Source organism: Gelidibacter salicanalis (genome assembly GCF_016469035.1).
GTDB lineage: Bacteria > Bacteroidota > Bacteroidia > Flavobacteriales > Flavobacteriaceae > Gelidibacter > Gelidibacter salicanalis_A.
Genome location: NZ_JAEHJZ010000030.1, coordinates 1 through 1,935, shown reverse-complemented (window position 1 = coordinate 1,935; position 1,935 = coordinate 1). Strand labels below are relative to the sequence as shown.

Below are 1,935 nucleotides of genomic sequence, written 5' to 3'. Positions count from 1 at the left end.
TTGGGAAGATGTCTTTTTATAGCCATGGTATAAGTTTGTGTAAAAATAACAAACTATTTTTATAAGAAAATGCTTAATGTGCATTATTGAATGGTTATTTTACCAAAAAATGAACAACCTCCACCCAAGGGTACGAGGTATCAAGTAGAAGTTCCCTTTCTATTTCGACGCAGAGCGTCGGGGAATAAAACCCAAGGATCCCGCTAAAAAGCGGGATTAGTTCAACTAACAATTTTTAATTCATTGCTTCGCAACTTTTAAAAATTGAGTTTCACTAATTTAAACATCAAATCACCATATTTTTAAAACGATAAAGACTGACCCTGATCATTTCAATTCCTTGCTCCTATTCATAATTTTGGTTTTATAAGCACCGAAAACATTACAAAAATGGGAGCATACAAGAGACAGAACAACTAACACCGATACCCAAAACTGGGGTACTTTTCTTTAGTCACCCAATAGATTTTACACCTGTGGGCACTTCATAATTTATCACGTTTGCGCATGTGGAAAATACATATGAAACTGACATTGCAAGTTGGTGGCTTTGTCCCTTAATGGATTATACACCGAGATAAAGTAAGACACAAACGGACAGAGCTGTGTGTTTTTTTTATGGACTCTAAGAGACTGTTTAAATTTTAAAAAAAAGAGATATTAATGACAAAATAACATCATAAAACATTGATTATCAGTTGTTTAGGTTGTTTTATATTCGTAACTTGTTGGTGTTAAATCAATTAAGTCATAGAATGAGAAAATACCCAAGCAACCTTAGCGATAGTCAATGGAATACAATATTAGAGATTTTACAGGATAAAAGAAAGCGGCAGCATAATTTAAAAGAGATATTCGATGCCATATTCTACCTTTTAAAAACGGGCTGCCAATGGCGGATGCTACCGTTCAGCTTTCCAAAGTGGGAACTGGTTTATTACTATTTCTCAAAATGGAAAAAAGATGGGACCTTTGAACTGCTCAATGAAATCATCAGAGGGAAAATAAGAAAAAAGAAGAACAAGAACGAACAGCCAAGTGTAGGGATAATTGATAGTCAGAGTGTTAAGACAACAAGAAGCGGGGCAATGGAAAGAGGGTTTGATGGAGGGAAGAAAATCAAAGGTAGAAAGCGGCACATCGTAGTGGATACTTTAGGGCTGCTGTTGGTAGTGGTGGCTCATGCTGCCAATAGGCACGATAGCAAGGCCGCTCTCAAAGTGTTGGAGAAGCTCAACGAGCAGTTCTATACCATAAAAAGGGTATTTGCGGATGGAGGTTACAGGGGAGAGCTCATCGATATCGCGAAACAGAAATTCAATCTCATATTAGAGGTCATATTAAGGACCGATAAGGAAGAGCAATTTAAGGTACTGCCAAAAAGATGGATTGTTGAAAGGACCTTTTCTTGGTTTGAAAGCTACAGAAGGCTGAGCAAAGATTTTGAATATCAAACAGATACTGCAGAAGCTATGGTGAATTTAGCCATGATCAGATTGATGCTTAACAGAATTAAAATTTAAAATTTAAACAGTTACTAAGCATTATTAGAGTTATTTTTTTAAGCTTAGGAAGAAATTTTGAATACATTTATAGTGTACTCATGGCTCTGCAAACTGCCGATGCTTTTGGCAGTTACCACCCCTGCCGATTGGAACCCAGGAGACGATGTAATAGTTGCCAGCCCCAGGGTCTTGTTGAGTGAAGAACGAATGATACCTACAGACGAGTTGGATTATAAATATTTTTTTTATCACTCTGATAATAAGTCAATTAATATAAACCACTATGGACTGGAAGTCCATAGTTTTGAACAAAAGAATGAAATTCTTTTTTCAGAATAATTTGGATGCACGTTGTCTAATTGCACTTTATATTTTAACTCAAATTCAGAAATCCTATCAATAATTGAATCAATGGCAACTGATATTACTC

The 1,935-nt window shown here is 35.9% G+C and carries 1 protein-coding gene; it reads left to right on the top strand.

The annotated features are described in order from the left end of the window. The first annotated feature begins 755 nt into the window (after window positions 1-755). A complete protein-coding gene (locus JEM65_RS12525) occupies window positions 756-1,523 on the top strand; it encodes an IS5 family transposase (protein ID WP_199600025.1) in 768 nt (255 codons plus the stop codon). The last annotated feature ends 412 nt before the right edge of the window (window positions 1,524-1,935 follow it).